Origin of the sequence: Lentisalinibacter orientalis, from assembly GCF_040706535.1 — a bacterium.
Taxonomy (GTDB): Bacteria; Pseudomonadota; Gammaproteobacteria; order Steroidobacterales; family Woeseiaceae; genus Lentisalinibacter; species Lentisalinibacter orientalis.
This window is the reverse complement of sequence record NZ_JAPDRJ010000005.1, coordinates 49,064-69,187: the sequence shown is the minus strand read 5'-3', so window position 1 is coordinate 69,187 and position 20,124 is coordinate 49,064. Positions and strand designations below refer to the sequence as shown.

Annotated in this window: 22 protein-coding genes; 12 read left to right on the top strand and 10 right to left on the bottom strand. The window is 68.3% G+C overall.

Annotated elements, in window-relative coordinates; translation table 11 throughout:
* The first annotated feature begins 4 nt into the window (after positions 1 to 4).
* Genes ACJMK0_RS16095 through ACJMK0_RS16055 form a run of 9 tightly spaced genes read left to right on the top strand, consistent with a single transcriptional unit; the run spans position 5 to position 8,952 of the window.
* A complete protein-coding gene (locus ACJMK0_RS16095) occupies positions 5 to 550 on the top strand; it encodes an AraC family transcriptional regulator (protein ID WP_405239817.1) in 546 nt (181 codons plus the stop codon).
* Positions 551 to 557: 7 nt separating this feature from the next.
* Complete coding sequence (locus ACJMK0_RS16090; protein ID WP_405239815.1) at positions 558 to 2,405, top strand: tetratricopeptide repeat protein; 1,848 nt, start codon at positions 558 to 560, stop codon at positions 2,403 to 2,405.
* On the top strand, positions 2,402 to 5,203 hold the full coding sequence (locus ACJMK0_RS16085) for a tetratricopeptide repeat protein (RefSeq protein ID WP_405239813.1): 2,802 nt from the start codon (positions 2,402 to 2,404) through the stop codon (positions 5,201 to 5,203). Before ACJMK0_RS16090 ends, ACJMK0_RS16085 begins: the two co-directional genes overlap by 4 nt.
* A complete protein-coding gene (locus ACJMK0_RS16080) occupies positions 5,181 to 5,846 on the top strand; it encodes a tetratricopeptide repeat protein (protein WP_405239811.1) in 666 nt (221 codons plus the stop codon). The genes ACJMK0_RS16085 and ACJMK0_RS16080 overlap by 23 nt, the downstream gene beginning before the upstream one ends.
* Complete coding sequence (locus ACJMK0_RS16075; protein ID WP_405239809.1) at positions 5,846 to 6,274, top strand: hypothetical protein; 429 nt, start codon at positions 5,846 to 5,848, stop codon at positions 6,272 to 6,274. The genes ACJMK0_RS16080 and ACJMK0_RS16075 overlap by 1 nt, the downstream gene beginning before the upstream one ends.
* A gap of 32 nt (positions 6,275 to 6,306) precedes the next feature.
* Entirely contained in the window at positions 6,307 to 6,954 is a 648-nt protein-coding gene (locus tag ACJMK0_RS16070) for a MotA/TolQ/ExbB proton channel family protein (protein WP_405240294.1), read from the top strand.
* Positions 6,951 to 7,457 (top strand): ExbD/TolR family protein, encoded by a 507-nt coding sequence (locus ACJMK0_RS16065; protein ID WP_405239808.1) that lies wholly within the window; start codon positions 6,951 to 6,953, stop codon positions 7,455 to 7,457. Before ACJMK0_RS16070 ends, ACJMK0_RS16065 begins: the two co-directional genes overlap by 4 nt.
* Positions 7,458 to 7,460: 3 nt before the next feature.
* Complete coding sequence (locus ACJMK0_RS16060) at positions 7,461 to 7,985, top strand: ExbD/TolR family protein (protein WP_405233865.1); 525 nt, start codon at positions 7,461 to 7,463, stop codon at positions 7,983 to 7,985.
* A gap of 10 nt (positions 7,986 to 7,995) precedes the next feature.
* Entirely contained in the window at positions 7,996 to 8,952 is a 957-nt protein-coding gene (locus ACJMK0_RS16055; protein WP_405239806.1) for an AgmX/PglI C-terminal domain-containing protein, read from the top strand.
* Between the two features lie 129 nt (positions 8,953 to 9,081).
* Here the strand turns inward: ACJMK0_RS16055 and ACJMK0_RS16050 are convergent, their stop codons facing one another.
* The 9 genes from ACJMK0_RS16050 to ACJMK0_RS16010 form a co-directional block, all read right to left on the bottom strand.
* The gene (locus tag ACJMK0_RS16050; protein ID WP_405239804.1) at positions 9,082 to 9,204 is read right to left on the bottom strand and encodes a hypothetical protein; all 123 of its coding nucleotides are present in this window, start codon (positions 9,202 to 9,204) and stop codon (positions 9,082 to 9,084) included.
* A gap of 39 nt (positions 9,205 to 9,243) precedes the next feature.
* Positions 9,244 to 10,146, bottom strand: a complete 903-nt coding sequence (locus ACJMK0_RS16045; RefSeq protein ID WP_405239802.1) for a radical SAM protein — start codon at positions 10,144 to 10,146, stop codon at positions 9,244 to 9,246.
* Positions 10,139 to 10,534, bottom strand: a complete 396-nt coding sequence (locus ACJMK0_RS16040) for a hypothetical protein (RefSeq protein WP_405239800.1) — start codon at positions 10,532 to 10,534, stop codon at positions 10,139 to 10,141. Before ACJMK0_RS16040 ends, ACJMK0_RS16045 begins: the two co-directional genes overlap by 8 nt.
* Positions 10,531 to 11,241 carry a glycosyltransferase family protein gene (locus ACJMK0_RS16035; protein ID WP_405239798.1) on the bottom strand — a complete coding sequence of 237 codons (711 nt, stop codon included), beginning with the start codon at positions 11,239 to 11,241 and terminating at the stop codon, positions 10,531 to 10,533. Before ACJMK0_RS16035 ends, ACJMK0_RS16040 begins: the two co-directional genes overlap by 4 nt.
* A complete protein-coding gene (locus ACJMK0_RS16030) occupies positions 11,238 to 12,695 on the bottom strand; it encodes a dihydrolipoyl dehydrogenase family protein (protein WP_405239797.1) in 1,458 nt (485 codons plus the stop codon). Before ACJMK0_RS16030 ends, ACJMK0_RS16035 begins: the two co-directional genes overlap by 4 nt.
* The gene (locus ACJMK0_RS16025) at positions 12,692 to 13,399 is read right to left on the bottom strand and encodes a TVP38/TMEM64 family protein (RefSeq protein ID WP_405239795.1); all 708 of its coding nucleotides are present in this window, start codon (positions 13,397 to 13,399) and stop codon (positions 12,692 to 12,694) included. The genes ACJMK0_RS16030 and ACJMK0_RS16025 overlap by 4 nt, the downstream gene beginning before the upstream one ends.
* Positions 13,396 to 14,076, bottom strand: a complete 681-nt coding sequence (locus ACJMK0_RS16020; protein ID WP_405239793.1) for a TIGR04282 family arsenosugar biosynthesis glycosyltransferase — start codon at positions 14,074 to 14,076, stop codon at positions 13,396 to 13,398. The genes ACJMK0_RS16025 and ACJMK0_RS16020 overlap by 4 nt, the downstream gene beginning before the upstream one ends.
* Before the next feature lie 118 nt (positions 14,077 to 14,194).
* Positions 14,195 to 16,636: a TonB-dependent receptor gene (locus ACJMK0_RS16015; RefSeq protein ID WP_405239791.1), complete on the bottom strand. Its 2,442-nt coding sequence runs from the start codon at positions 16,634 to 16,636 to the stop codon at positions 14,195 to 14,197.
* A gap of 232 nt (positions 16,637 to 16,868) precedes the next feature.
* Positions 16,869 to 17,207: a P-II family nitrogen regulator gene (locus ACJMK0_RS16010; protein ID WP_405239789.1), complete on the bottom strand. Its 339-nt coding sequence runs from the start codon at positions 17,205 to 17,207 to the stop codon at positions 16,869 to 16,871.
* A gap of 65 nt (positions 17,208 to 17,272) precedes the next feature.
* Here ACJMK0_RS16010 and ACJMK0_RS16005 point away from each other — a divergent pair, with 65 nt between their 5' ends.
* Together ACJMK0_RS16005 and ACJMK0_RS16000 are read left to right on the top strand one after the other, a co-directional pair.
* Positions 17,273 to 18,085, top strand: a complete 813-nt coding sequence (locus ACJMK0_RS16005) for an NUDIX hydrolase (protein ID WP_405239787.1) — start codon at positions 17,273 to 17,275, stop codon at positions 18,083 to 18,085.
* Positions 18,082 to 18,915: an MBL fold metallo-hydrolase gene (locus ACJMK0_RS16000; RefSeq protein WP_405239786.1), complete on the top strand. Its 834-nt coding sequence runs from the start codon at positions 18,082 to 18,084 to the stop codon at positions 18,913 to 18,915. The genes ACJMK0_RS16005 and ACJMK0_RS16000 overlap by 4 nt, the downstream gene beginning before the upstream one ends.
* A gap of 25 nt (positions 18,916 to 18,940) precedes the next feature.
* Here the strand turns inward: ACJMK0_RS16000 and ACJMK0_RS15995 are convergent, their stop codons facing one another.
* The gene (locus tag ACJMK0_RS15995; RefSeq protein ID WP_405240292.1) at positions 18,941 to 19,309 is read right to left on the bottom strand and encodes a (2Fe-2S) ferredoxin domain-containing protein; all 369 of its coding nucleotides are present in this window, start codon (positions 19,307 to 19,309) and stop codon (positions 18,941 to 18,943) included.
* Between the two features lie 209 nt (positions 19,310 to 19,518).
* Here ACJMK0_RS15995 and ACJMK0_RS15990 point away from each other — a divergent pair, with 209 nt between their 5' ends.
* Positions 19,519 to 20,115 (top strand): malonic semialdehyde reductase, encoded by a 597-nt coding sequence (locus ACJMK0_RS15990; protein WP_405239785.1) that lies wholly within the window; start codon positions 19,519 to 19,521, stop codon positions 20,113 to 20,115.
* The last annotated feature ends 9 nt before the right edge of the window (positions 20,116 to 20,124 follow it).

The window sequence follows — 20,124 nt, the reverse complement described above, 5'->3', positions numbered from 1 at the left end:
GACAGTGAGACGATTGCTTTTCCCCCTGCTGCTGCTGGTGATCACCGGGATCAACGCCCATGTGCTTTCCGCCGATGCCGCCGACACCGGCGACGAGCAGGAATTCCGCAGCCTCGACCAGCAGGTCCAGTCGCTGAAGAAAGAGGTGCTGAATCTCAATCGGGAACTCTTCCTGCTGGAGGAGGACCTCCTGTTCCCGGCCAACTCCCAGGTGGCGATGTTCGTTTCTCTCGACGTCGGCACCTTCTTCGACGTGGAGTCGGTGAGCCTCGAGGTCAACGGCAAGGAGGTCGCCAACTATCTATACACCGAGCGCGAGGCCGAGGCGCTGCGCCGGGGCGGGGTGCACCGCATCCACGTGGGTAACCTCAAGGTGGGCGAGCACGAGCTGGTGGCTTTCTTCAGCGGCAAGGGTCCCCATGGCCGGGATTACCGACGCGGCGCGGATCTCGTCTTCGAGAAAGGCATCGGCGCCAAGTACATGGAACTCAAGATCTCGGACCGCAAGCACAAGCAGCAGCCCGAGTTCGTCGTCACCGAGTGGGAGTAGGGATTTGGTGGCCGGGCGAAAATTCCTGGCCGCCGCGGCGGCCCTGTTGCTGCCGGCGGCCGCCGTGGCAGAGCAGGGACCGGTCACCGTGGAGGACCCGCATTACGGCGAGGTCCTTTTCCATTTCTATCAGCGGGACTATTTCACCGCGCTGGTGCATCTGACCGCCGCGGAGGAGCGCGGGCTGGTGGCGGATCACGCCGCCGAGGCAGAGCTGTTGCGCGGGGGGCTCTACCTCTCCTACGGCCAGCACGAGGAGGCGTCGCTCATCTTCGAGCGCCTGCTTGCCGCGAGCACCGATCCGTCGATCCGGGACCGGACCTGGTTCTTCCTGGCCAAGATCCGGTTCCAGCGGGGCTATCACCGGGACGCCGAACTGGCCCTTGCGGAGATCCGTGACGCGCTGCCGGACGAGCTCGAGGCCGAGCGCCGCATGCTGGCCGCGCAGGTGCTGATGGGCCAGGAACGCTACCAGGAAGCCATCGACAACCTCTCTGACTGGCGCGGACCCGGCGACTGGCTGACCTATGCCCGCTACAACCTCGGCGTGGCGCTGGTCCGCAACGGTCGGCTGGAGGAGGGCGCCGCGCTGCTCGACGAGGTCGGGCGCATCCGGGCCGACAGCGAGGAGATGAAGAGCCTGCGGGACAAGGCGAACGTCGCGCTGGGCTACAGCTATCTCCAGGAAGAGCGCCCGGAGGCCTCGCGGCCGGTGCTCGAGCGGGTGCGGTTGCAGGGGCCGTTCTCGAACAAGGCGCTGCTGGGCACGGGGTGGGCCGATTCGGCGGATGCGGAATTCGAGCGTGCGCTGGTGCCGTGGCTGGAGCTCCGTTCCCGCAACCTGCTGGATCCGGCCGTGCAGGAATCGCTGCTGGCCGTGCCCTATGCCTATGGCATGCTGGGCGCCAACGCCCGGGCCGCGGAGCACTACCTGGGGGCCATCGACGCCTTCGAGGCCGAGTCGTCGCGCATCGACGGCGCCATCGAACGCATCCGCCGGGGCGAGATGATCGACACGCTGCTGGCCGCCGACCCCGGCGACCAGATGGGCTGGTACTGGCAGCTCGACGAACTGCCGGCGACCACCGAGAACCGCTACCTGCTGCATCTGCTCGCGAGCCACGAGTTCCAGGAAGCGCTGAAGAACTACCGCGACCTTCGCTTCCTGCAGCGCAACCTGCTGGACTGGAGGGACAGCGTCGGCGTGTTCGACCACATGCTGGAGACCCGCCGGCTCGCCTATGCCAGCCGCCTGCCCCGGGTGGAGCAGGCGCTTGCCGACGCCGACCTGGAGGCGATCGATCAGCGCCGCCGGGAATTCGAGTCCCGCCTGAATCGCATCGTGCAGGAGCGCGACACGCTGGCCCTGGCGACCCCCCGTGAGCACAGCCTCTGGGAGGAGGTGCGGACGCTGTCGGCCGACCCCGTGCTCGAGGCGGACCTGCCGGAGGCACAGGACGCCGCCGCGAAGCTGCGCCTGATGCGGGGGGTGCTGGCGTGGGATCTGGACAAGCATTTCAAGGCGCGCGTCTGGCGTCAGCGCAAGAATCTGCGCGACCTGGAGCGTGCGCTGGCCGAGGGCCGGCGTTCGCGCCAGAACGTCGAGCAGGCCCGCGTCGAGGGGCCGGAGACTCTGGCCGGCTTCCAGTCGCGCATCGACAGTCTGTCACCGCGTATCGATGCCCTGCTGGCCCGCCTGGCCGATCTCGCCGATCGTCAGGAGGCCTACCTCAGGCGCATCTCGGTGCGTGAGCTGGAGGCGCAGAAGGGCCGCATGGCCACCTATACGGTGCAGGCGCGCTTCGCGCTCGCCTCCATCTACGATCGCGCCGCCCAGCTGAGGGAGACGCCGTGAACGGCGCGGCCATCAGCCTGATCGCGCTGAGCTGGCTCTGGCCGTTCGGCGGCGACGAGCCGTCGGGCGAGGAGACCATCGGCAGCCTCGAGGAGCAACGAGTGGAGGTGGAGCCTGCCGGGCCCATCCCGGGCAGCAACCGCCTGGCCCGGGAGAACTACCGGCGCTTCCTCGAACTCGCCGACGACGATCCGCTGAAGGCCGAGGCCATGCGCCGGCTGGCCGATCTCGAGCTGGAGGCCACCGAGGCCGCCGAGCTGGCCGCGAATGCCGAGGCCATCGAGCGGCTGGGCTACGACAATGCCATCGAGCTGTACGGCAAGCTGCTTGAGACCTATCCCGACTATGCCCGCAACGACCTGGTGCTCTACCAGCTCGCGCGCGCCTACGAGAGCGCCGGCCGCCAGGAGGAGGCGCTGGTCGTGCTGGACGAACTCGTGACCGAATGGCCCGACACCGCGCACCTGCACGAGGCCCGGTTCCGCCGCGGCGAGATGCTGTTCTCTCTGAAGCGCTACGCGGAAGCCGAGGAGGCCTACCGCATCCTGGCGGCCGCCGGCACGGACACCGGGTTCTACCAGCAGGCGCTGTACAAGCTCGGCTGGAGCCGCTTCAAGCTGGCGCTGCACGAAGAGAGCCTGGAGCCGTTCTTCGGCCTGCTGGACCTGAAGGTGGCACCCGGCGCGGCGGACCGGGAGGCCATGCTGGACGGGCTGAGCCGCGCCGAGCGCGAACTGGTGGCCGATACCTTCCGCGTCCTCTCCATCACGTTCTCCTACCTGGAAGGCGCGAAGAGCATCGATGCCTACCTGGACGAGCACGAGGCGCCGCACTACACGTATGCGATCTACGAGAACCTGGGCGACCTCTACCTGGAGAAGGAGCGCTACGACGACGCCGCGGCCACCTACCGGGCTTTCGTCGAGCGCGACGCTCTGCATGACCGCGCGCCCCACCTGCTGGTGCGCGTCGTGGATGCCTACGGGGACGGCGGTTTCCCCACGCTGGTGCTGGAAGCCAAGGAGGAGTTCGTCGAGCGCTACGGCATGGATACGCCGTGGTGGGCGGAGCGCGAGCGGGCCGGGCACGAGGCCGTGGTGGGCCACGTCAAATCGAGCATCACGGATCTGGCGCAGTACTATCACGCCCGCGCCCAGGAAGAGGGCGAGACCGCGGACTACCAGCGGGCGGCGCGCTGGTACCGCAAGCACCTGGATTTCTTCCCCGGCGAGGAGGACTCGGCGAAGACCCACTTCCTGCTGGCGGAGATCCTGTACGAGAGCGGCGACTATCAGGCCGCCACCGACGCCTACGAGGCGACCGCCTACGGTTATGCCTTCCACGACCAGGCGGCCGAAGCCGGTTATGCCGCGCTGCTGGCCTATCGCCGCCACGAGGAGTCCCTGCAGACGGAAGCCCGCACGGCCTGGCACGAGCGCTACCTCGAGAGCGCACTGCGCTTCGCCGATACCTTCCCGGCCCATCCCGAGACCGGCGCGGTACTGACCACCGTCGCCGAAGACCTGTTCGGCCAGGGCCGCTTCGAGGAGGCCATCGCCGTGGCCGGCGACGTGGTGACGAAGATGCCGCCGGTCGACCCCGCGCTCGAGGAGACGGCCTGGCGCGTGATGGCCCACTCCCGCTTCGACCTGGGCCGCTATGGCGAGGCGGAGAGCGCCTATCTGGAGCTCCGGGCGCGCACCGACCCGCAGGATGCCGAGGCCGTGGCGGAGATACGCCAGCGCATCGCCTCGTCCATCTACAAGCAGGGCGAGATCGCCCGGGAGGCGGGCGAGCAGGAGGCAGCCGTCGGGCACTTCCTGCGCGTCGGCACCGTCGTGCCTGCCGCTTCGATCCGGGAGACGGCGGAATACGATGCGGCCGCCGTGCTGATCGCGATGCAGGCCTGGGACCGGGCGGCCGCCGTCCTGGAGACCTTCCGCCTGGATTATCCCGACAGCGAGCGCGCCGACGAGGTGACCCGGCGGCTCGCCGTCGTCTACATGGAGTCGGGGCGCAAGGGCCGGGCGGCGAGCGAGTTCCGCCGCATCGCCGTGGCGGGCTCGACGGCGCCGCAGCTGCAGCGCGAGGCTCTGTGGCAGGCTGCCGATCTCTACCAGGAGACCGGCAACGTCGCCGACGAGCGCGCCGTGCTCGAGGATATCGTGGCGCGCTTCCCCGCGCCGGTGGCCGAGGCGGTGGAGGCGCGCCAGCGTCTGGCCGACCTGGCCCGGGAAGCCGGCGATGCGGGCGCCCGGCAGCGCTGGCTGGAGGCCATTGTCAGCGCGGACGCCAGCGCCGGTGATGCGCGCACCGAGCGCACGAAGTTCCTGGCGGCGAAGGCTTCGCTGGAACTCGCCGAGCCGAAGCGCCGCTCCTTCGCCGCCGTGCCCCTGAGCCATCCCCTGAAGGAGAGCCTGGCGGCCAAGAAGGCCATGATGGAAGAGCTGCTGGCCGCCTATGGCAGGGCGGCCGATTACGGCGTCGCCGAAGTGACGACCGCGGCGACCTTCCGCATCGCGGAGGTCTACCACCGATTCAGCAAGGATCTGATCGATTCCGAGCGGCCGGCGGGCCTGGACGAACTCGAACTCGAGCAATACGAGATCCTGCTGGAGGAGCAGGCGTTCCCGTTCGAGGAGAAGTCCATCGAGCTGCACGAGGTCAACGCCGCTCGCGCCAACGAAGGCGTGTACGACGAATGGGTGCGCCGCAGCTTCGAGGAGCTGGCGGCGCTGATGCCGGCGCGTTATGCGAAAGCGGAGAAGACGGAAGATGCGTTACCGGGCCTTTACTGAGGCGGGTGCCGTCCGCCGCCGCTGGCCGCGCCTGGCGCTGCTGGCCGGCATGGTGGCCATGGCGGCGCTGGCGGCCGGCTGCGCCAGCACCGGCGGCGGGAAGACCGTGGCCGACGAGGGGCCGGCGGATCCGGAGGGCGCGGTCGCCCCGGGGGTCCGGGCCGATTACGGCAAGGCCGTGGCGCTGCTGGAGGCCGGGGATCTGGAAGGTGCAGAGGCGCTGCTGAGCCGCTTCGTCGACGCCAATCCGGCCTACCCGGGCGCCTGGACGAACCTTGCCATCGTCTACCGCCGCGACGACCGGCCCGACGAGGCGAAGGCCGCTCTCGACCGGGCGCTGGGTCTCGACGAGGGCTATGCGCCGGCCCTGAATCAGCTCGGCGTCATGCACCGGGAGGCCGGACGCTTCAATGAGGCGGAAGCCGCTTATTTGAAGGCCGTCACAGCGGATCCCGAGTACCCGTTGGCACACTTCAACCTCGGCGTGCTCAACGACCTGTATCTGGGCAGCCCGGAAACGGCGCTGACCCACTACGAGCAATACCAGGCACTCACCAGCGGAGGCGACGACAGGGTGGCGATGTGGATAGTGGATATCAGGCGGCGTCTCGGCATCGAGACCCAGTCGGCGAGGGCGGACTGATGCGCTGCGCGCCCGCGATGCGCCTGCTGCCGGTGCTGTTTCTGCTGGCCGCCCCCGCACTCGCTCCCCTCGGCGCGGAAGAGAGCGACGAGCGGGATGCGGTGGAGCCGGCCGTTTCGGGTGCGGCGCTGTCGGCCGAGACCCCGGCGCCGCCCGTCCGCGGCGAGGCTCGCGTGATGGACGAGCTGGACCTGGATCGCACCGAGATCACGGGCAACCGGGAGCTGCCGAAGGTGCTCTACATCGTGCCCTGGAAGGCATCCGACCTCGGCGACCTGGTCGGCCGCCCGGTGAACAGCCTGCTGGACGAGGTGCTCGCGCCCGTGGACCGGGAGGTCTTCGTCCGCCAGGTGGACTACTACCAGAACCTTTATGCCGGCCCGGAGGCCGGCGCCGAGTCCGGCAGCGATGCCGGCAGTTCGCAATGACGTTTGATTATTAGAGGAGCAATCAAATGGATATGTTCGGCGCCATAGTGCGTTTCTTCCAGGACGGGGGCGAATTCATGTACCCCATCCTGATCGTGTTCGCGATCGGTATGGCGATCGCCATCGAGCGTTACCTGTATCTCACCTATTCCGGCGCTTCCAACCGTCAGCTCTGGAACAAGATCGTGCCCTATCTCAAGGCCGGCAATTTCCAGAAGGCGGTGGAGCTGACCAGCAAGTCCAAGGCCGCCATCGGCACCATTCTGACCTACGGCCTGTACCGCATCCGTTCGGCCCGGCGACGGGACGACATCGAGAAGGCCATGGAGGAGAGCATGATGGAGGTGCTGCCGCGACTCGAGCAGCGCACCCACTATCTGGCGACGCTGGCGAACATCGCCACGCTGCTCGGCCTGCTCGGCACCATCATCGGCCTGATCCGCGCCTTCACGGCGGTGGCGAATGCCAACCCGGCCGAGAAGGCGGACATGCTGTCGGCCAGCATCTCGGTGGCGATGAATACCACGGCTTTCGGGCTGATGGTGGCCATCCCGCTGCTGCTGATCCACACGGTGCTGCAGACCAAGACGAACAAGATCGTGGACAGCCTCGAGATGGCCTCGGTGAAGTTCCTGAACGCCATTACCGAGCGTGAAGGCAAGGGCGCGGAGGCAGCATGATCCGCAACCGCAGGCCCCGGCGTCACATCGAGACGGCGGAGCTCAACATCACCGCGTTCATGAACCTGATGGTGATCCTGGTGCCGTTCCTGCTGATAACGGCGGTGTTCTCGCGACTGGCGGTTCTGGAACTGAACCTGCCGGGTTCCTCTTCCGAGGCCGCCGCCGAACCCCAGCAGACGCTGACACTGGAGATCACCGTGCGCACGGACATGATCGAGATCGGTGACCGCAACCAGGGCCTGCTATCGCGTATCCCCAACACCGAAGACGGTTACGACCTTCTGGCGATGGCCGAGAAGCTGCAGCAGATCAAGGCGCGCTTCCCCGAGAAGCTGGATGTGACCCTGCTGCTGGAGCCGGACATCTCCTACGACGTGATCGTGCAGGTGATCGACAAGGTGCGCGTAGCCGAACAGGTGCGCGGCGGCAGTCTCGTCAAGGCCGAGCTGTTCCCCGAGATCGCCATCGGTGACGCCGTGGCCCGCCAGGAAGGAGCCTGACCGATGCATTCCGATCGCGCCAAACGCATGGACCGGCGCCACAAGCGCTACAAAGATTCCAAGGGCCTCAACCTGGTCTCGTTGATGGACATCTTCACCATTCTCGTGTTCTTCCTGCTGGTGAACTCCAGCGAGGTGGAGGTGCTGCCGAACGCCAGGGACGTACAGCTGCCGGAATCCATCGCCGAGGAGAAGGCGGAGGAGACGGTGGTGATCCTGGTCTCCGAGACGGAGATCCTGGTGCAGGGAACGCCGGTGATCACGATCGAGGAGGCCATGGCGCAGAAGGAGCATGTGATCGCGCCGTTGAAAGCGGCCCTCCAGTCACAGAACGACCGCGTGCTGAGGAAGACGGCGGAAGAGGATATCGCCCAGCGTCAGGTCACGATCATGGGTGACCGGGATATCTCCTACAGTCTTCTGAAGCGGGTGATGCGTACCTGCAGCGATGCGGACTACGGCCGTATCTCGCTGGCGGTGCTGCAGAAGCCATCCGAACAGCTCGCCATGGTGGGCGAGGGCGCCTGAGGGGACGGACTTGGATATACCGTTCTACAGAGAGTACGAACTCCCCTGGTCAGTCTCGACGGAGCAGGAGCGGCGCTTCCGGCGCATCCTTGCGATCGTGGGCGGCACTCTGCTGTTGCTGGCCCTCGTCTGGCCCTGGTTGCCTGTGCCGGAGCGCGACCCATTCGAGGCGGAGGAGATCCCCGAGCGTTTCGTCGAGCTGATGATGGAGGAGCGCACGCCGCCGCCTCCGCCACCGCCCAGGGTGGAGGAGCAGCCCGAGGAGACGGAGCCCGTGGTAGCCGAGGAGACAGTGCCCGAAGAGGTGGTCCCTGAGCCCGAACCGGAGCCGGAGCCGGAGCCGGTAGACCGGGTGGAGCAGGCACGGGAGAAGGCGTCGGTGGCGGGTCTGCTGCCCTTCGCGGACGAGCTTGCCGATTTGCGCGACAACGAGGCAGTGGCCGCGGTCAAGGCGGACAAGGAGCTGACCGGGTCGGTCGGCAGCGGACCCAGCAACGAACGTTCGCTGGTCACTTCCAACGTGGCCGGCGGCAGCGGCGGCATCAATACGGCTTCGCTGTCACGCAATACCGGCGGCAGCGGACTCGCCGCACGGGACACGACCAGGGTGGAGAGTCCGGTCGCCGGCGTCGGCGGCGGTGGCGGCGAGGCCCGGCGGACCGGCGACAGCGGCAGGGCGTCGCGCAGCCGGGAAGAGATCGAGCTGGTATTCGATCGCAACAAGGGAGCGATCTATGCGCTGTACAACCGCGCGCTGCGCCGCGACCCCACGCTGCAGGGCAAGCTGGTGCTGAGGCTGACCATCGCGCCATCGGGCGCGGTCACCGCCTGCGATATCGTCTCCAGCGATCTCGGTGACGAGGAACTCGAACGCAAGCTCGTCCAGCGCGTGAAACTCTTCCGCTTCGACGCGAAAGACGTGGAACCGGTCACAACCACGAAACCGATCGACTTCTTCCCCGCCTAGCAGGTGCCCCTAGCAGGTGCCGGACCGAACTTTTGCAACTTTTTTGCGTTTCGACGTTTGCGCGTCGGGCGGTTGCCTGAATCGCGGGGCAACAAGTTTAAAAAGTTGCAAAAGTTCGGTCCGGCACCTTCAGGATTCGCTGCAGGAGGCGCCGTAGGCGAAGCAGCTGTAGCAGCGATGGTGGCGCAGGAAGACGCGGCGATCGGCCTCCGCCAGGCTGCCGCCCAGATCGTAGTCTTGGTCATCGTCCACCAGCGTGCNAAAAAGTTGCAAATGTTCGGCCCGGCACCTTCAGGATTCGCTGCAGGAGGCGCCGTAGGCGAAGCAGCTGTAGCAGCGATGGTGGCGCAGGAAGACGCGGCGATCGGCCTCCGCCAGGCTGCCGCCCAGATCGTAGTCTTGGTCATCGTCCACCAGCGTGCAGGCGTACACCCGCATCCTGCCCGCTTTCTTGATCACCATCCGGGAATACGCGCACATGAAGCCGCGCCGGGATTCCTCCGTGTGATAACGGGTCATGCAGTTCTCGGTGATCTCCGGGACGTCGAAGGCGCTGCCGGGCGTGCCGAAATCCGGGAACGATACGATGCGGGTGCCGCGGTCGATGCCATTGGTGGCGAACAGCTCGCGGAAGACGTCGTCCGCCGCGGCGCTGTCTTCGTCCTTCTCCGCCTGGCGGGCCACCGAGACGTGGAAACCCAGCGCCGCCAGAGATCGTATGCCCTCCAGCGCCTGATCGAAGGTGCCGGCGCCGCGACCCGCATCGTGGCGATCCCGATCGGGCCAGTCGATGCTGACACGGAACGATATCGGCTGGTCGCATTCCCGGAGGCTCTCGATCTGCTTCAGCCGCTTCAGCACCGGCTCGGTGCCGTTGGTCAGCACCAGGCAGGGGCGCAGCGAGGCGGCGTGGCGCAGGATGCGCACGAAGTCCTTGACGATGAACGGCTCGCCACCGGTGAACGAGAACTGCCGCACGCCCAGGTCGCACGCCTCTGCCATCAGCGGTTGCACATCCTCCAGCGTGATGCGGTCGAGTCGCGTGTCGCCCGGCTTCGACCCCTCCAGGCAGAACGGGCAGGCCAGATTGCAGGCCGTGCCCGTATGAAACCAGAGCTCGTCGAGCGCATGGGCATCGATGTAGCCTCGCGGCTCGCCATCTCGCGTGTGGTGAAGGGACGGGCGTTCAAGCATCAACAAGGCTCAGGGTCTCCAGCATGGTCTCCAGTGCTTCGTCCTCCTCGCCTGCATGTTCCAGCGAGCAGTTATAGGTGAGAAACAGCGCGAGGGTGCCGGCCCGCAGGAACCACTGGCGCACGAGGACGCTCTCACCCTCGATCTCGTAGCGGTAGCCGCGGAATTCGCCGCATTCCACGGCCTCGACACTGGCGCCTTCCTGCGGGTGCTGGACCGCGAAGCCCTGCAGGTCCTCGTCGGTGACGGGATCGTCCTTGCGCGCCGCGCTCACGCGCAATGCGCCGGCGCCCTCGGGGTGATAGAGCACTTCGGCGTCGTCCTCGCTGCGGCCGGTCCAGCCGGAAGCGAGCCTGAGCGCCCAGGAATTGCCAGCGTAGATGGTCATGATCGTGTCTGCCGGTTAAACCGGTTCTCCTTTCGGTTCTCGTAGATGCGCGCCAGGCGGCGCGGGGAAAACCCCATAGCATAGCCCAAAGCGAGCATGCGGTTGCCCAGCGTGCGGCGTATCCAGCCATCGCGTTCCCAGCGCCGGGGTGATACCCCGAGCGTGGCGGACAGCGCGACGAAGGGGCCACGACGCCGCGCGCGCCGGACCAGCCGGACCTCCTCGAACAGCGGCTCGTCGGGGAAGCCGCCACACGCCAGATAGACGTCGCGCCGGAAGAACAGCCCCTGGTCGCCGTAGGGGATGCCGAAGCTGGCGCGGACGTTGATCAGCGCGGCCAGCAACCGTCGTCCGGCCGTCTGCGGGCCCCGGAAGCGGAAGCGGAAATAGCCGCCCACGGCGCCGAGTCTCCCGGCCTCGCGGATGTGCGCGACCGACCCGGGACCGGGCAGCGCGTCGGCGTGCAGGAACCACAGCCAGTCGGCCCCCGCCGCCAGCGCGCCCGCATGCTGCTGGGGGCCGCGCCCCGCCCGCGCGGTCAGGCAACGCGCACCTGCCTCCGCGCAGATGCGTTCCACGGCCGTGTCGTCGCCGGCGCTCACCACGATCATCTCGTCGGGCTCGTCGCCCAGGCCGCCGAGCAACTCCGCCAGCGGTTCCGCGTCTCCGCGCACGGGGACGACCACGGCGACGCGCTCGCCACTCACCCGCGCAGCCTGAGCCAGAAGCGGAACAACCTCGCCACGAACGGCGTGAGCCGGCTGCGGTTGTAGGCATCCGCCAGGCGCCGCAGGTACTCCGCGCGAGTGGGATAGGCGAAGACGGCCGGATCCAGCGCACCCAGCCCCTCGCCGCGGGCCAGCAGGATGGACAGCGGTGCGATCTGCTCGCCGGCGTCGCTGCCCACCAGCGTGGCCGACAGTATCCGGTCGCCGCCTTTCTCGGTAAGCACTCGAGCGAAACCCGTCGTATCGCCGGTGGCCCGGCCCCGGTCGAGCTCGCCCCATTCGACCTCGTAGACGTCGAATCCGTCCTCCGCCAGTTCGGATTCCTCCGCGCCGACGTGGGCGACTTCCGGCTGGGTGTAGACGCAGCGGGTCACGTGGCGGGCATTCATCGTGCCGCTGCCCGGGAACAGCGCGTTGCGGATGACGACCCGGGCCTGCCGGTCCGCGTTGCTCGTATAGCGCTGCCGTGAGGCCACGTCGCCGATCGCATAGACGGCCCGGTTCGATGTGCGCAGCCGCTCGTCGATGCGGATGCCGTCCCGCGCGTCGTAGTCCACGCCGGCCGCCTCCAGGTCCAGGCCCTCCACATTGGGCCGGCGCCCGAGCGCGACCAGCACGGCGTCCGCCTCGACGGTGACGTCGCCGGCGCGGACCGTTACCGTGCCGTCCTGCCGCCGGACCGACTCGACCCCGGCGCCGAAGCGGCAGTGGACGCCGTCTTCCCTGAGCCGGGCGGCGACCAGTTCGCCGGCGGCGGGAATCTCCGCCGCCAGCGGCCGGTCGGCCATCTCGAACAGGTGTACCTCGGTGCCGAGCAGCGCCATCGCCTGCGCGATTTCCGAGCCGACGGCGCCCGCGCCGAGGATCGCCAGCCGGCGGGGCTGCTCGCGCAGATCGAAGAAGGTCTCGTTGGTCAGCGGTCCGGCCTCGGCCAGGCCCTCGATGGGCGGCATGGCGGCGCGGCTGCCCGTGGCGATCACCACCGCGCGTGCGCGCAGGCGGTCATCGCCTACGGCCACGGTGTGGCCGTCGATCAATCGGGCCTCGCCGAGGAATACGTCCACGCCCGCCTCGCCGTAGCGCTCCACCGAATCGTGGTGGGCGATCCCGGCGCGGACCGAGCGAAGCCAGGCGAAGGCCTCGTCGAAGTCCGGCTGCTCGCCGCCGCTCGCGCGGCGCCGCTTCGCCATGGCCAGCAGGGCCTTCGAAGGCACGCAGCCGGCATTCAGACAGTCGCCGCCCATTGCGTGGCGCTCGACCAGAGCCACCCTCGCACCGAGCCCCGCCGCGCCGATGGCCGTGACGAGCCCGCCGGGGCCGGCGCCGACCACCACCAGGTGGTAGCGCTCCGCCGGTGTCGGATTGCTGTAGTCCGCCGGGAAGACCAGGTTCTTCCACTCCCGGTCCGCGGCTGCGCCCGGATAGCCGCTCATGACTCGGCCGCCTCGGCCCGGGCGAGCTCGGTGCGCAGCGTGCGGGTGGCGAACCTTGTCACCAGTACCGTCACCACCGCCGTGGCCCCGAGCCCGGCGAAGAACAGGATGTCGCCCGCCGTGCCCGTGCCGAAGTCTCCGGCCAGCAGGGCCGCGAGATCCTGTGCCGCCGAGCCGATGTACACGTAGAGGATGGTCGCGGGCAGCATGCCGATCCACGACGCCAGCACGTAATGCACGGTCTTCACGCCGGTCAGGCTCAGAAAATAGTTGAGCGCGTTGAAGGGGAACACCGGCGAGAGCCGGAGCAGCATGACGATCAGGAAGCCGCGGTCCTCCGTGGCACGGTCCACCGCCGCGAGCCGCCGGTCGGTGCCCACCTTGCGCCGCACCCAGTCCCGCCCGAGCGCCCGGCCCACCAGGAACGCCGCCGTCGCGCCGGCCACGCTGGAGATGCTGACCACGACGGTGCCCACCACGACGCCGAACAGGAAACCCGCCGCCACGGTGAGGATGGAACCGGGGATCAGGAAGACCGTAGCTACCACGTAGGTGGCGAAGAAGGCGAGCCCCGCGGTCTCGCGGTGCGCCCCGATCCAGCCGATCACCGCTTCCAGCCAGCGACCGACCGGCAGCGCATAGACCGCCACGGCGAGCGCCAGCAGGCCGGCCACGAGTATCAGTATGCGTTTGCGTGAATTCACTGTTCGTCCTGCCGTTGTCCGTATTCCTGCCGCCGCAGCCAGTCCCGCAGCCGCTGCCGCGCCGGCCGGGCGTCGTCGTCGAGCGCCGCGGCCAGCGCGCCCAGGTCTGCGGCCCGGTCCACGTCCGGCCACCGCCCCAGCCAGCGCACCCGCAGGCCCGCGGCCTCGCACGCGCCGGCCAGCGCGTCGGCGAGCCGCTCCGTGCTCCAGGGCAGGCCGGCCAGCGGCGGCCAGCCCGGGCCGGTACCCATGAAGACCACGCCGCCGTCTTCCGCCGCGCCCAGCACCACGTCGGCCTCGTCCAGGGCGCTCGACGCGGCCGTGAGGGCCGGGACGCCGAGGAGCGGGCAGTCGATGCCCACGTAGAGACGCCTCCTGTAACCTTCGTCACGCAGCCGCAGGTCGATGTCGTTCAGCCGCTCGCCGAGATTGCCGCCCCGTTGGCACAGTATGCCGGCGCCCTCCAGGCCGAGGCCGGCGGCCCACTCGCCGTCGCCGGGATCGGCGGGGGAGAGGACGGCGCCGCCCGGCCATCCCGCCAGGTCCTCCAGCGCGCAGTCCAGCAGCTGGCCGGCCAGCTCCGCGGCGCGCCGCTCGCCCAGCACGGGCACGAGCCGCTGCTTGGAGCGCCCGGGCGGCTTGCAGAACAGCACGAGAGCGTCTTGTTCCCTGACCATGGCGTTTCCAGACTGACGTTTCCCGCCCAGGAAGACCAGCCCGGACGGGCCGAATATTTCAGCCGGGCGAAAAAAAGCCCCCGCCGCGGACGGCGGGGGCCGGAACGAGGCGGGCGGATCAGCTGCCGCCGAAGGAGTAGCTGACCTCCAGGCCGATCTGACGTCCGCGCCTGAGCGTGGTGAAGAAGGCGCGCGGTGAACCGGTGGCCGCACCCGGCACGAACGAGGCCGTGTTCAGCGAGAAGCCCGGCGAGATGTACGGGATCGCCAGCCAGCGCGTGGCGATGATCACCGAGTCCTCGTCGAACAGATTGCGCACGAAGCCCGAGACACGCCAGTTCGGTGTCTGGTAGCCGACCCGCAGACCCGCGAGCGTGGCGCCCGGTGCGTAGGCCAGGTTGTGCACCTGCACGTACTTCTTCGACTCGTAGGTGACGTCTCCGGTGACGAACCACTCGTTCGCACCGCCGGCCGGGAGATACCAGTTGAAGAAGGCGCTCGCCTGGTGCTTGGACGAGATCGGGAACTGCTTGCCCTCGATGGAGCAGTCGCCGTTGCCCGTGAAGTCGGCGCTGACGGCCTCGCCGCCGGGCTGCAGTTCGCCGCCGCCGCTGGTGAGCGTCCACTGGAAGTCGTCGCAGCCCTCGGTGAACTCGGAGTCGGCCAGCGCGTAGGTCAGGCCCACATCGAGCTGATCCGTGACGTTCGCGCGCACATCCAGCTCGAGGCCGATGACCTCCCCCGAGCCCTGGTTGGTGGCGATGGATGTGAGCGCGGAGCCGCTCTCGTTCGGCACCGGCGTCGTCAGCTGGATGTCCTGCGCGTCGATGAAGAACGCCGCTGCGGAGAACTGCACCCGCCCGTCATTCAGGCTGGATTTCAGGCCCAGCTCGTAGTTCCAGGCCTCTTCCTGCTCATAGGTCGGGTTGCCGTTGATCTCGCCGGGGGACCCGTTGAATCCGCCCGGCTTCACGCCTTTGGCGACCACACCGTAGATGAGGGTGTCCTCGGTGATCTGGTAGTCCACCGTCGCGCGCGGCGTGAAGTTGGACCACTCGTCGCGATCGCTGAACCCGGCGGAGTCCCAGAGCTGCTTGGTCTCGTTCGCGTACCGTCCCTCCAGCGTGGCGGTGAGCCGGTCGCTGAAGTCGTACTCGATGTAGCCGAAGTACGCCTCGTTACGGGTGTCCGCGATGTCGATCACCGGCCCGCCGTCGGGATCGGCAAACGTAATGTCGCTGCCGTCCAGTTGCTGGGAGTAGAAGAAGCCGCCCACGAGCCAGCGGAAGGCGCGGTCGACCGGCGAGGCGAAGCGCAGCTCCACCGAATAGTCATCGACCTCGTCCTTGTTCGTGTTGGCGAAGAAACCCTCGGTAATGCCGCTGGGCAGCGGCGCGAAGAAGAAGTTCACCGACGTGTGGTCGCTGTCGTAGCCCGTCTTCACCTCGTCCGTGCGGAAGGCGGTGGAAGCGGTCAGCTCGTAGCCCGGGCCGATGGTCCAGTCGGCGAGCAGGCTCACCAGCGTCTGCTCGCGCTCCAGGCCGTCGAAGGCCGTACCGTCGTTGCCTGAGTAGATGTCGCCGAAGAAGGTGGAGCCCGGCGGTATGCCCGGCACGGTCGGGCTAGGGCCGGAGATCGCGTCCGTGTTCAGCGCCACCTGACCGGGATTGATCTGGCCGCAGTAGTACTGGTTGTTATTGGTGCTGCCGCTGAAGGCCCAGGACGCCATGGAGCGGAATCCCGGGAAGCAGTTGTTTGACTCGGCCGGCTGCAGGAAGATCGGCGGCGGCCCGTCGTCGTCGTCGTTGAACTGCACCCGCGTGCGCAGCCGGAAGGTATCGGTGGGGGTCCAGTCGAGCACGCCACTGATCGAGCGCGAGGACTCGTCGCCCACCGTGCCGCCGGTGACGGTGTTGGTCCATTCGCCGTCGTAGTCGTAGGCGCGGGCGGTCAGGCTGCCGCCGAGGACGTCGCGGAGGATCGGTCCGGACACCGTGGCCCGGAACTCGGTCTCGCCGTCGCTCGCGGTCAGCGCCTTGGCATCGAGGCGGAATTCGTCCCCCGGGCTGCGGGTCACGAAGTTGATGGCGCCGGAATACGTATTACGGCCGTAGAGCGCGCTCTGGGGTCCCTTGATGATCTCGACCCGCTCCAGGTCGCCCAGGTCCAGGTTCTGGATGTCGCCGGGGTAGTAGACGCCGTCCACGAAGTAGGCGGCGCCGGCCTCGACGCCGAACTGCACACCTGCGAGCACGTTGCTGAGGCCTCGTATCACGGGACGTTCGGTCGCGCGGCCGAAGGCTTTGGAGAAGCTCAGGCCGGGCGTGAAGCGGGAGACGTCGTCGATGGACTGCAATCCCCGGTTCTCGATGGTCTGCGCGTCGAAGGCGGATACCGCGATCGGGATCTCCTGCAGCGATTCCTCGCGCTTCCTGGCGGTAACCACGATTTCCTCGATGGCGAGCCCGGCGCCCTCCTGGGCAAGGCTGCCGACAGGATAGCCGAGACCGACCAGTGAGACGGCACAAGCCCCCAGTGCCGTCGATAAGAGCATCCTCATGAGTGTCCCCTCCGTTTGATTGATGACGCGACGCGGCATTTCTGCAACACCCCGCCGGTGACCTGGTTCTTTTGCTATTGGGTCGATTCGAGGATAGCTGATTGTATACAGCCTAGACAACGCTTTTGCGCGGGCCTGCGCGCTACAAGGCGCGGTACGGTCGGTCGCCGGCCGCAATGTTGCGAATTGCATACAATCAGCGGGAGGAATGGCCGCGGCGGCGGCCGGCCGGTCAGATCGCCTGTTCGCCGGACTCGCCGGTGCGGATACGGACCACCTGGTCGAGATTCGCGACGAAGATCTTGCCGTCGCCCACCTTGCCGGTCCGGGCGGCGTCGCAGATGGCCTCCACCACGCGTTCGGCCATCTCGTCGCCCACGGCCACCTCGATCTTCGCCTTGGGCAGGAAATCCACCACGTACTCCGCCCCCCGGTAGAGTTCGGTGTGGCCGCGCTGGCGGCCGAAGCCCTTGACCTCGGTGACCGTCATGCCCTGGATGCCGACCTCGGCCAGGGCGTTGCGCACGTCGTCGAGTCGGAACGGCTTGATGATCGCGGTAATGAGCTTCATCGGATTTTTCTCGCTGTGGCCTGCTCGCGGTATCCTACCAACCGATGCCCACGGAGGACACAGACTTGCGGAAAACCGAAGCGCCGGCGCTGCCCGTCGACTCCGCCACGGTGATGCTCGTGCGCGACGGCGCCGACGGCGTGGAGGTCTTCATGATGCAGCGCCACGGCAAGGCCGACTTCGGCGGCGCGTGGGTGTTCCCGGGAGGAGTTGCTGCCGCCACGGACGAGGAGAGCGATCTGGAGGCCGTCTGCACGGGCCTCGACGACGCCTCCGCGAGTGCGGAGCTGGGCCTGGAGAGCGGCGGGCTGCGCTTCTGGGTGGCGGGTATCCGCGAGACCTTCGAGGAGAGCGGCTATCTGCTCGCCTGCGATGCCGCCGGGCGCTATGTCGATCCCGGCGTCGCCGGGCGCGATGCCGATTTCGCCCGCTACCGGGTGGAACTGGACACCGGGCGCATGAGCGCCCTGGAGCTCTGCCACCGGGAAGGCCTGCGGCTCGCCTGCGACCGCATGCACTACGCCAGCTTCTGGACCACGCCGGAAGTGCTGCCGCGCCGCTATGCCACCCGCTTTTTCGTCGCCGGCGTGCCGCCGGGGCAGCACGGCGTGCACGACGGCCGCGAGACCGTCGAGAGCCTGTGGATCCGGCCCCGCGATGCGCTGGAGCCCGCCATGCGCAAGCAGCTCCGGCTGCATCCGCCCACCGTTTCCAACCTCTCGCTGATCCGGGACTTCCGGACGACCGGCGACCTGCTGGACGCGATGGCGGCGCGGGACAAGGCGGCCATTCAGGAGATCCTGCCGAAGGTGGTCGGCGCCGGGGACGGCCACCGGGTGCTCATGCCCTGGGACGACGGCTACGCGGAGGCCGGATGAACGGACTCGTCGCCGGCCGGCTGGAGCGCGTCTCCCCGCTGGTATCGCGCCTCATCGCACCGAATGCCGGGATGATGACCGGTCCGGGCACCAATACGTATCTCATCGGCACGGAACAGATCGCGGTGATCGACCCGGGTCCGGCGGACGAGGCCCATATCGAGCTGATCATGCAGGCGGCGGGCGACCGGCTGTGCCGGGTGCTGGCCACCCACACTCACCGGGATCACTCCCCGGGCGCGACCTTGCTGGCGGAGCGCACCGGCGCCGAGCTGCTCGGCATGCCGCCGCCGCCGACGCCGGAGAACGACCCCGCGTTCAGCCCCGACCGGGCGGTATCCCACGGCGAGCGCATCGCCTGCGGCGAGTACACGCTGGAGGTCATCCACACGCCGGGACACGCGTCCAACCATGCCTGCTACCTGCTGGCCGACGAGCGCCTGGTGTTCACCGGCGACCACATCATGAACGGTTCCACCGTGGTGATCGCGCCGCCGGACGGCAACATGGCCCAGTACCTGCGCTCGCTGGAGCTGCTGAAGACCTACGGCCTCGCGCGCATCGCGCCGGGGCACGGCGAGATGCTGGAGTCGCCGGATGCCGTGGTGGACTGGATCATCGCCCACCGCAACGAACGCGAGGCGAAGGTACTGGAGCGCCTGGCCCGCATCGAGCCCTGCGAGATCGACGCGCTGCTGGCCGAGGTGTACGACGAGGTGAATCCGAGGCTGCTGCCGCTGGCCAGATACTCACTGCGCGCGCATCTGGGCAAGCTCGCGGAAGAGGGCCGGGTGCGGGAGGAGGACGGCCGCTGGCAGCGGGCCGGCTGAGGCGCGAGCCCGTTGCCCCTTACTATTACTCGTCGTCCGCCTCTTCCCCGTCCAGCGGGGCCACGGTGATCAGGTTCTCCTCGACCAGCTCGCCGCCGACGAGATGGCGCTGGATGATCTCCTCCAGGACCGCGGGCGTGCAGCCGTGGTACCAGGCTCCCTCCGGGTAGACGACGGCGACCGGGCCGTCGCGGCAGATGCGCAGGCAGTTCGCCTTGGTGCGGTAGATGCCGCCACGTCCGACCAGCCCCAGTTCCTGCAGGCGGGATTTCAGGAAGGTCCAGGACTGCAGGGATTGCTCCCGGTGGCAGCATTTCGGCTCGGTCTGGTCGCAGCACAGGAAGATGTGCCGGCGGACGTTGCCTACGCCCAGATTGCGCGCGATGCGGCGCAGCCGTGTCGTTTCCTGATCGCTCACTATCGCTCGCTCGGCTCGTCCGGGATCCTCTGGCGGGGCCGGCGCACGGTGCCGACCGCACCGGACTATGGCAAAGAGGTTCGGCCGGGGCAAGCCGGCCGCGTCGGCGCGGGCGCGCTGCAGGGCGCGGTCATCTGTGTTTAGATGATCCGCTGTCGAAGACACAGGAGAGAGGCAAGACTGCGATGGGTGATGGAGCAATAAGCGACGCCGCGCTGGACCGGATCTTCCGCGAGGCGCGGACCCACAACGCCTGGCAGGACCGGCCGGTGGACGAGGCCGACCAGCGGGCGCTGTACGATCTCATGAAGTACGGCCCCACCAGTGCGAACTGCTGTCCGGCGCGGATCCTGTTCGTCACCAGCGCCGGGGCGAAGGAGCGGCTGCGCCCGCACCTGATCGAGGGCAACGTGGACAAGACCATGGCCGCGCCGGCCACGGCGGTCATCGGCTACGACACGCTGTTCTACGAGAAGATTCCCCAACTCTTCCCGCACAACCCGGGCGCCCGGGACTGGTTCGCCGGCGAGGAGAAGACGGGCAACGTCACCGCCTTCCGCAACGGCACCCTGCAGGGCGGCTATTTCATCATCGCGGCGCGGGCGCTCGGTCTGGACTGCGGGCCCATGTCCGGTTTCGACAACGAGGGAGTGGACCGGGAGTTCTGGCCGGACGGGCAGGTCAGGTCCAATTTCCTCTGCAACCTCGGCTACGGCGACCCCGAAGCGCTGTTCCCGCGCAGCCCCCGGCTCGCGTTCGAGGAGGCCTGCGAGGTCCTGTAGGGCTAAAGT

Bases quoted from the DNA above. Each gene is read 5' to 3' on its own strand.
- ACJMK0_RS16080 (WP_405239811.1), top strand. From the start codon at position 5,181: ATGCGTTACCGGGCCTTTACTGAGGCGGGTGCCGTCCGCCGCCGCTGG.
- ACJMK0_RS16075 (WP_405239809.1), top strand. From the start codon at position 5,846: ATGCGCTGCGCGCCCGCGATGCGCCTGCTGCCGGTGCTGTTTCTGCTG.
- ACJMK0_RS16070 (WP_405240294.1), top strand. From the start codon at position 6,307: ATGTTCGGCGCCATAGTGCGTTTCTTCCAGGACGGGGGCGAATTCATG.
- ACJMK0_RS16065 (WP_405239808.1), top strand. From the start codon at position 6,951: ATGATCCGCAACCGCAGGCCCCGGCGTCACATCGAGACGGCGGAGCTC.
- ACJMK0_RS16060 (WP_405233865.1), top strand. From the start codon at position 7,461: ATGCATTCCGATCGCGCCAAACGCATGGACCGGCGCCACAAGCGCTAC.
- ACJMK0_RS16045 (WP_405239802.1), bottom strand. From the start codon at position 10,146: ATGCTTGAACGCCCGTCCCTTCACCACACGCGAGATGGCGAGCCGCGA.
- ACJMK0_RS16040 (WP_405239800.1), bottom strand. From the start codon at position 10,534: ATGACCATCTACGCTGGCAATTCCTGGGCGCTCAGGCTCGCTTCCGGC.
- ACJMK0_RS16030 (WP_405239797.1), bottom strand. From the start codon at position 12,695: ATGAGCGGCTATCCGGGCGCAGCCGCGGACCGGGAGTGGAAGAACCTG.
- ACJMK0_RS16020 (WP_405239793.1), bottom strand. From the start codon at position 14,076: ATGGTCAGGGAACAAGACGCTCTCGTGCTGTTCTGCAAGCCGCCCGGG.
- ACJMK0_RS16015 (WP_405239791.1), bottom strand. From the start codon at position 16,636: ATGAGGATGCTCTTATCGACGGCACTGGGGGCTTGTGCCGTCTCACTG.
- ACJMK0_RS16010 (WP_405239789.1), bottom strand. From the start codon at position 17,207: ATGAAGCTCATTACCGCGATCATCAAGCCGTTCCGACTCGACGACGTG.
- ACJMK0_RS16000 (WP_405239786.1), top strand. From the start codon at position 18,082: ATGAACGGACTCGTCGCCGGCCGGCTGGAGCGCGTCTCCCCGCTGGTA.
- ACJMK0_RS15990 (WP_405239785.1), top strand. From the start codon at position 19,519: ATGGGTGATGGAGCAATAAGCGACGCCGCGCTGGACCGGATCTTCCGC.